The sequence below is a fragment of the Devosia sp. genome (assembly GCF_041917035.1).
Taxonomy (GTDB): domain Bacteria; phylum Pseudomonadota; class Alphaproteobacteria; order Rhizobiales; family Devosiaceae; genus Devosia_A.
On record NZ_JAYRYM010000188.1, the window covers coordinates 1 to 7,196 of the forward strand.

At 69.0% G+C, this 7,196-nt stretch carries 8 protein-coding genes and 1 tRNA gene; 4 read left to right on the plus strand and 5 right to left on the minus strand.

Annotated elements, in window-relative coordinates:
- Positions 1-804: carbohydrate kinase family protein (locus ACE3TU_RS16425; RefSeq protein ID WP_374626111.1), on the plus strand; the 804-nt coding region annotated here is incomplete at its 5' end.
- A 6-nt stretch (positions 805-810) separates the two neighbouring features.
- Here ACE3TU_RS16425 and ACE3TU_RS16430 read toward each other — a convergent pair.
- The 4 genes from ACE3TU_RS16430 to ACE3TU_RS16445 form a co-directional block, all read right to left on the minus strand.
- Positions 811-1,422 (minus strand): hypothetical protein, encoded by a 612-nt coding sequence (locus ACE3TU_RS16430; RefSeq protein ID WP_374626113.1) that lies wholly within the window; start codon positions 1,420-1,422, stop codon positions 811-813.
- 34 nt (positions 1,423-1,456) lie between these two features.
- Entirely contained in the window at positions 1,457-3,994 is a 2,538-nt protein-coding gene (locus ACE3TU_RS16435) for an ABC transporter permease (protein ID WP_374626115.1), read from the minus strand.
- 46 nt (positions 3,995-4,040) lie between these two features.
- Positions 4,041-4,116: transfer RNA gene (locus ACE3TU_RS16440), tRNA-Ala, on the minus strand.
- 56 nt (positions 4,117-4,172) lie between these two features.
- A complete protein-coding gene (locus ACE3TU_RS16445) occupies positions 4,173-5,189 on the minus strand; it encodes a Gfo/Idh/MocA family protein (RefSeq protein WP_374626117.1) in 1,017 nt (338 codons plus the stop codon).
- A gap of 155 nt (positions 5,190-5,344) precedes the next feature.
- Between ACE3TU_RS16445 and ACE3TU_RS16450 the strand changes: the two genes are divergently transcribed.
- Genes ACE3TU_RS16450 through ACE3TU_RS16460 form a run of 3 tightly spaced genes read left to right on the plus strand, consistent with a single transcriptional unit; the run spans position 5,345 to position 7,007 of the window.
- Complete coding sequence (locus tag ACE3TU_RS16450; RefSeq protein ID WP_374626119.1) at positions 5,345-5,821, plus strand: hypothetical protein; 477 nt, start codon at positions 5,345-5,347, stop codon at positions 5,819-5,821.
- Entirely contained in the window at positions 5,815-6,048 is a 234-nt protein-coding gene (locus tag ACE3TU_RS16455; protein ID WP_374626121.1) for a helix-turn-helix transcriptional regulator, read from the plus strand. The genes ACE3TU_RS16450 and ACE3TU_RS16455 overlap by 7 nt, the downstream gene beginning before the upstream one ends.
- Complete coding sequence (locus tag ACE3TU_RS16460; RefSeq protein WP_374626123.1) at positions 6,045-7,007, plus strand: NAD(P)-dependent alcohol dehydrogenase; 963 nt, start codon at positions 6,045-6,047, stop codon at positions 7,005-7,007. The genes ACE3TU_RS16455 and ACE3TU_RS16460 overlap by 4 nt, the downstream gene beginning before the upstream one ends.
- Before the next feature lie 2 nt (positions 7,008-7,009).
- Here ACE3TU_RS16460 and ACE3TU_RS16465 read toward each other — a convergent pair.
- Positions 7,010-7,196, minus strand: a 187-nt coding sequence (locus ACE3TU_RS16465; protein ID WP_374626124.1) for a hypothetical protein, incomplete at its 5' end; no start/stop codon positions are given.

Here is a 7,196-nt window from a genome sequence, read left to right on the forward strand (position 1 = left end):
GACCGGCGCGCCGCGATCAGCACGAGACCTGGTGGATCGGGCGCAAACCAGGCGGTGTGGCTGGGCGCGATGGGCACCAGGGTGAGCTTCGTGGCGCGCGTCGGAGCCCGCGACAAGCCGCACCTCGAGGCCTATTTCAAGGGCTTCCACGTCGATCCGGTGCTGATTGCCGATGCCTCCAGGCCCTCGGGCATGCTGGTCACCATCATCGATCCCGATGGGGAGCGGAGCTTCCTCACCGATCGCGGCGCCAATCTCGATCTCAGCCACTCCGACATGCCGGTCTGGCTGCTCGACGATTGCCGCCTGGTGGTAGTGTCGGGATACTCGCTGTTCGCCACGCTGCCGCGCGGCGCGGTACGGTGGATGGCGACCGAGGCCGCGACGCGCGGCATTCCCGTCGTCGTCGACGCCGCCTCCGTCGGTTTCATCACAGAGGTGGGGGCGCAGAACTTCCTCGACTGGACACGCGGCTTTGCCACCCTGTTCGCCAACCGAGACGAGGCCTTCGCCCTCTCGGGCAGTGCCGACCTCGAAACCCAGATGCGCCGTCTGGGCGAGACCTACCGGCGGGTGGTGATCAAGCTCGGCGCGGCCGGCGCCGCGGCCGGCGATGCAACGGGGATCCTCGCGCAGCTTCCGGCTCCGCAGGTGACGGTGGTCGACTCGACCGGGGCAGGCGATGCCTTCGCCGCCGGCTTCCTCACCGCCCAACTGGCCGGTGCAGACCTCGAGGTCTGCCTGCGACGCGGCATCGAAGCCGGTTCGGCGGCGGTGACCAGGATCGGCGGGCAGCCGGACTGAGGCCCCTCATTCGGTCGCGATGGCGCACCAGTCGAGCGACGGCAGGACGTAGTCGCCGCGATTGCCCTCGATGTCGCCCAGTTCCGCGGTCAGGTGGTCGCGCACGGTTGCGACGGTCGGATGCGGGGCGGTGAGCCCGCAGCCGCGCGCCAGGGAATATCGCTCTGTGTCCATGCCGGCGACTTCCACGTCACCCTCGAGCACCCGGGTCAGTACCCGGATCAGGGTGCCGGATGGATCGAAGTAGAGGCGGCCTTCGCGCGCCAGGGTCGACCCCTCCACGTCTGCCGCAACGTTGGGGGAGACCATCCGCGAGAAGAGGAAGGCGAGCGTGCCGTCGGCACGGTAGCACGACGTATCCGTCTGGGTGGCGATGGCATCGATCAACCAGGTCTGGACCAGAACGGACGGCTCACCGTCGCCGCCATCGTGGAACTCGAAGTGGTCGGCATAGCCCCCATCGAAATTGCGGTGCCAGCCGGTCCAGTCGTCGGGCTTCTGCTCCAGCCGGGTGCTGCAGGCCTGCCAGGCGGCACGGATCTCCTCGATGGCCGGTTCCTGCGCCATGGCCGGAACGCTCGACAGCAGCAGGGTGGCCAGGGGCAATAGTCGGCGCAATCGATGACCTCCGGGTTGACGAGAGGCTAGACCATCATTCGTCACGGAGGAAGCGGGCCGGGCGGACCGACAATGCGCTCCAGGTGCTGGCGGTGCCCACCACGACCGTCAGCGCGATCGTGCCGACAATCACCGCCACCATTAGCCACGGATCCACCCAGAAATCGATCTCAAGCACGAACTCGACGAAGGCCCAGGTCCCGGCGAGGCCGAGGCCGGTGGCCAGCAGCGCCGCCAGAAGCCCGAGCAGGCCATACTCGATGAGGTAGGCGCGCACGACATTGCCGCGCGTCGCGCCCAGCACCTTCATCACCATCGCATCGGCCTCGCGCTGTCGCCGCCCCGCGATCATCGCCCCGGCCAGCACCAGCGTGCCCGAGATCACGGCAAAGCCGCCGATCACCTCGACCGCCGTGGTGACGCTCGACAGCAGCCGGGCAAACGTCTCGAGCGCGTCGCCGACCGGGAGGAAGATCAGTTCGGGGAAGGCCGCGACCAGCCGCGGCTGCACCGCGCGATCCTCGCCCGGCTGCGCCTTCATCAGGCCCAGATAGCTGAGCGGAAACGGATCGAAGGCATTGGGCGAGAAAACGAAGCCGAAATTGATGCCGCCCGAGCGCCAGGCGTAGTCGCGGAACGACCCGATGCGCGCCGTCACCTCCTCGCCGAAGATGCGGAAGCTCAGTTCGTCGCCGAGCCTGAGCCCGAGCGGCTCGCGCAGCCGGTCGAACACCGAGACGAGCGGTTCGCCGGCGTGATCGGCCGCCCACCAGGCGCCGGCGACGATACTGGACCGCTCGGGCAGCGTGGCGGCCGAGGAGAGCGGAATCTCCTCCTCGAACAGGAAGGCGAACTCGGGCGGCGGCGTGCGACCGAGCGCGGTGACCGGCGTCCCGTTGATGCGCTCGATGCGCCCGCGGATCATCGGCACCGCGGTGAACTCGGCGATCGCGGCATCGGCATCGGCGAACTCGGAAAGCGCCGCCGCCTCGTCCTCGAACAGATCCATGAACACAAAGCTCGGAGCGTTCGGGATGGACTCGGCCGAAAGCTGGTGGCGCAGGTTGCCGTCGATCAGCGCGATCAGCAGCAACAGCGCCAGCCCCAGGCCCAGCGACAGCATGACGGTGGGCGCCGGAGCCCCCGGCCGGTGGATGGCCTTGAGCGCATTGCGCAGGGTCGGATTGGGCGCCGGCGGGAGCCATCGCAGCAGCACTTGCAGCCCGAGCGCGGCGACACGCAGCACGAGAAAGGCGCCGGCCACCGCCAGCCCGTAGACGAGCACGAAGACCGGCCGGCCGGCGATCAGCACGGCAAGACCATAGATGCCGAGCCCGGCGAGCGCCATCGGCAGCACAAGCCCGGGGGCGAGCACGTCGCGCCAGCCGAGTCCGCCCTCGGGGGCGGTACCGGCAGAACGGAACAGCAGCGCGGGCCGGAGCTTGCGCGCCCGGCGCAGCGGCAGGTAGCCGAAGGCAAATCCGGTCAGGAGCCCGAATGCGGCGGCGGTCAGCAGCGTCGCGGCATCGAGAACCGGCGGCAGCACGACGCCGAGCAGGCCGCCCAGGATGGGCAGCGCTGCGAGGGTGAGCACCGAACCGAGCGCGAGGCCGATGGCGATGCCCGCCACCGCCAGCAGCATGACTTGCGTGAGGAAATGCGCGGTGATGCGGGCGCCGGTGGCGCCGAGTGCCTTCATCGTCGCGATCGAGCGCTGCCGGTCGGTGACATAGGCGGCGACGGCATTGGAGACCCCGACACCGCCCACCAGCAGGGTGGACAGGCCCACGATGGTGAGGAAGCGCCCGAAGATATCGAAGAAGCGCGACAGGTCGGCCGTCGCATCGCGCGGCGCGCTCAGCTGGAATCCGGCATCCGGAAACGCCGCGCGGATGCCGGCGGCAGCTTCCTCGTAAGGAGTGCCCTCGAGCCGCAGCTTGTAACGATAGCGCGCGAGGACGCCCGGCTCGAGGATGCCGGTGGCCCCCAGCGCCTCGACCGACATCAGCACCGGCACGCCCAGCGTCAGCCCTGCCGTGACCTGATCGGGCAGCCGGGTGATAGTGCCGCGCAGCACGAAGCGGGCGGCGCCGACGCGCAGTTCGTCGCCGAGCGACAGGCCGAGCCGGTCGAGCAGAAGCGGATCGGCGACAAGGCCATGGACATCGCCCTCCCGGGCCAGAAGCTCCGGCAGCGGTGTGGTCGGCTCGACCATGGCGGTGCCGACCAGCGGGTAGGCCGCATCCACGGCGCGAATGGAGAGAAAGCTCGACTGCCCGTCGGCATCGGCCCGCCCCAGCACCTCGATCACCTCGCCCAGCCGACCCAGTCGCTCGAACAGGGCGCGCTCCTCCGCATTCGCGGCCCGATAGGAAAGCGTCGCCTCGAGATCGCCGCCGAGCAGCGTGCGGGCATCGCGCAGTAGCGCCGATTGCAGCGCCGCCCCGACCGAGCCGACGATGGTGATGGTGGCCACCCCGAGCGCCAGGCAGGCGAGCAGGATGGCAAAGCGCCGCAAATCGCCGCGCAGATCGCGCAGCGCCACCCGCAGCCAGCCGATCAGCCGGCCCATGCCGAAAGTCCGTTCACGGTCAATGGGATGCAGGGCAGCATCGAAGTGGTGGAGCTGAGGGGAATCGAACCCCTGACCTCATCATTGCGAACGATGCGCTCTCCCAACTGAGCTACAGCCCCGCTTCGATGGCGCGGTTATTAGCCAAACTTCGTGCGCCGGACTAGCCCCTTTTTTCTCAGACCGCGGCCCAGCCGCCGCTCTTCTCGCTGGCAAAGATCGCATCCAGCACCCGCATGTTGCTGATCGCGTCCTCGACGCCCCAGGGGAGCGGGGCCTCCCCCAGCACCGCACGACAGAAGGCGTTGGCCTGCTCGGTATACTGGTCGCAAGGCGGGATGATCTCGCGGCGCGACAGGTGTCCGTCGGGCGAGTAGCCCGGATCGACGAGGAGCGCGGTGGCGGTGTCGGCCGGCGCGTTGAACGGAATCACCAGCTCGACCCGGCCGCGCGTGCCGATCAGCTCGAGCGACTGGTGGCCGACCGACTGGGTGGAGGCGACGAAGCTGGCCTGCCGGCCGCCGCCGAAATCGAGCAGCACCGAGGCGAGGCGGTCGGTCTTCATCATCGGGTCACGATCGACCAGCGACACGGCCCTCAGCGGCTCGGACTCGAACAGGAAGCGCGAGCCGGTGACCGGGTAGCAGCCGATATCGTAGATGCCGCCGCCGCCGATATCGGCCTGGTTGCGGACGTTGGCGGGGTCGGTGAGGTAGTAGGTGAAGACGCCGCGCACGGCGCGCAATTCGCCCAGTTCGCCCGAGCGGGCGATCTCGCGGGCGCGCAGCCATTGCGGGTGGAAGCGCACCATGAACGCCTCGTAGAAGACGATGCCGGGCGGCAGCTGGCGCAGCTGCTCGGCCTCCCGGGCATTGAGCGCGATGGGCTTTTCGCACAGCACGTGCTTGCCGGCCCGGGCCGCCGCCAGCGTCATCGGCACGTGCAGGTGGTTGGGCAGCGGATTGTAGATGGCATCGATCTCGGGATCGGCGAACAGGGCCTCGTAGCTGCCATGCGCCCGGGCACGACCACCGAGCCCCAGCTCGGCGATGTAGGCTTCGGCCCTGGCAATGTCGCGGCTGGCGACGGCGACCACCTCGCTGAGCGGCGACTTCATGATCGCCGGGGTGACCTTCTTCAGCCCGATATTGGCGGTGCTGAGAATTCCCCAGCGCACTTTCCTCGCAGCAGCCATTCTCGACGGTCCTCCCTGTCGGGCGCCATTGGTAGCCGCAGGCCCGCGGACCGTCCAGCCTTGCTTTGGTCACGATGCTGAACGGAACAGTCCCGCACGGAGCGATCGAATTATCTCTGTCAAAAATTCTTGACACATTGTCCGTTCGACCTTACATGCAGCGTGTCAAAGTTTCTTTACACGAGGATGCCATGGGGTACGAAGAGCGCAATGCCTGGGTCTATGGACTGGTGACGGTCGGGGCGGCGGGGTTCTACCTGCTGCAGGTCCTGGGTGGGGATGCCGCCATTCCGCTCGAGGCGCGCGACTACAAGGGCGCCATGCTCTATTCGATCGGCGGCGCCATTGTCGCGACCATCCTGATCTCCATCCTCGTCAACATCGTCGTGGGCATGGTGACCGGCGACACCGACGCCAAGGCGGACCTGCGCGACCGGCAGATCGGCCGCTTCGGCGACTATGTCGGGCAGAGCCTGGTGATCGTCGGGGCGGTCGGCGCGCTGATTCTCGTCATGCTCGACCAGCCCGGCTTCTGGGTGGCGCAGGCGATCTACTTCGGCTTCGTCGCCTCGGGCGCGCTGAGCGCCATGGCACGGATCGCCTCCTATCGCTTCGGCTTCGCCCCATGGTGACGCCGACGCGGGTGAGCAACCGCATCCGGGCCCTGCGCTTCGCAGCGGGCGAGATGACCCAGGCCGAGCTGGCGAGCCGCCTCGGGGTGACGCGGCAGACGGTGATCGCCATCGAGCAGGGCAAGTATTCCCCCAGCCTCGAGATGGCGTTCGGGATTTCACGACTGTTCGGCGTGCCACTCGAACAGGTGTTCCAGTATGACGAGATGAAGGACGGCAAACCATGACGACGATGCGGGCAGTGATCCAGCGGGCCTATGGCGGCCCGGACGTCCTGAAGATCGAGGCGCGGCCGGTGCCGGTGCCCCGGGCCGGCGAGGTGCTGATCCGCATCCGCGCCAGCGACGTGACGAGCGGCGACGCCCGGATGCGGGCGTTCCGCGTACCGGGCATCTTCTGGCTGCCCGGCCGGCTGTCGCTCGGCGTGTTCGGGCCGCGCAACCAGACTCCCGGCGTCGACTTCGCCGGCGAGGTGACGGCGATCGGCAGCGGCGTCACCCGCTACCGGGTGGGCGACCGCGTCTTCGGCCAGCACGGCTTCTTCGGCAGCCATGCCGACTACCGGGTGGTGCCGGAGACCGCGGCGGTCGCCGCCATTCCGGCGGGACTGAGCTTCGAGGAGGCTGCCGCGCTGCCGTTCGGAGGCTTCACCGTGCTCGATTTCTTTGCCCGCGGCGGCTACCGCAGGGGCGAGAGCCTGCTGGTCAACGGCGCCTCGGGGGCAGTGGGCGTCGCCGCGGTGCAGATCGGCAAGGCGTATGGCTCGCCGGTCACGGCGGTGTGCAGCGGCAGGAATGCCGAAGCGATGCGGGCGCTCGGCGCCGACGCGGTGCTCGACTATCGCGCCCCCGGCTTCGCCCTGCCGACGGGGGCCTTCGACGTGGTGTTCGACACGGTGGGGAATTTCCGCTGGGCGGATGTCGCGGGCGCGCTGAAGCCGGGCGGACGGTTCTTTCAGGCGCTGATCAGCGGCGGGCTGCTGTTTGACGCGCTGCGGCGCGGCAAGCGCATGGTGATCGGCACCGGCACGCCGACCGCCGAGGGGGCGGCCGAACTGGCCCGGCTGGCGGCGAGCGGCGCGCTGCGGCCGGTGATCGACAGCCGCTTCGCCTTCACCGATATTGCCCAGGCACATCGGAGGGTCGATACCGGCCGCAAGGTCGGTGCGGTGGTGCTGAGCATGTGAGGTCAGCCCGAAAGCTGGGTGCGCAACTCGTCGAGGCTCTGGATCAGGGCCTCGATCTCGGACTTGAGCGCCTGTCGCTCGCGCGCCGACAGCGGCGCGCGGGCATTGGGACGGACGAGGGCCGCGAGATCGGCGATATCGCGCCTGAGGCGCTGCAGTTCGCTGGCGGCGGCCATGCGCTTCTCCCCT